Annotated in this window: 1 protein-coding gene; it reads right to left on the reverse strand. The window is 70.0% G+C overall.

All coding sequences use genetic code 11. The annotated features are described in order from the left end of the window. Positions 1–654, reverse strand: a 654-nt coding sequence (locus Q8814_RS26395; protein WP_330154859.1) for an ABC transporter transmembrane domain-containing protein, incomplete at both ends; no start/stop codon positions are given.

Consider the following 654-nt stretch of genomic DNA (forward strand, 5'->3'; position numbering starts at 1 on the left):
GTGTCGTAACCGAACCGCACGTCGCGGGCGCGCAGCTCGCGCCCCCGCGGTCGAGCACGTCCCGGATCGTCGGTGTCCTCGCATTCGTCGATGAGCCCGGCGATGCGCGACAGCGACGCCAGCCCGCTCTGCAGGTCGTCCATGACCAGCAGGAGCTGGCCCAGCGGGCCGAACAACCGCAGGAAGAACAGCATCGCGGTGGTGGTGACACCGACGGTGACCAGGTCGCGGTCCACGAGCCAGAATCCCACCAGCAGGATCGAGGCCATGCCGAAGAACTCGGCGAGGTTGATGCGCCCGAAGAGCCGGTTGACGACGATGCGGGCGCGCAGTTCCCACCGCGCGACCCACCACGAATGCTCGTCGATCGGCCCGGCCAGGCGCGGGCCGAGCCCGAATGCGTGCACGGTCGGCAATCCGCGGATGCTGCCGAGGACATGATGGGCGCGCTCCCCCATCGCGACCCGCGACTGCCGATAGATCGGCGGCGCGTCGCGCAGGAACATGCGGGCGCCCGCATAGTGCACGGGCAGCACCACCACCAGTACGACGAGGAACCGCCAGTCCAGCACCGCGAGACCGAACATCGTCAGCACCACCGTGAACAGCGCCCCGGAGATCGCCGGGGCCGCCGTGCGGATCGCGCCGCTGACC

The organism is Rhodococcus chondri (assembly GCF_036327435.1).
Lineage (GTDB): Bacteria > Actinomycetota > Actinomycetes > Mycobacteriales > Mycobacteriaceae > Rhodococcus > Rhodococcus chondri.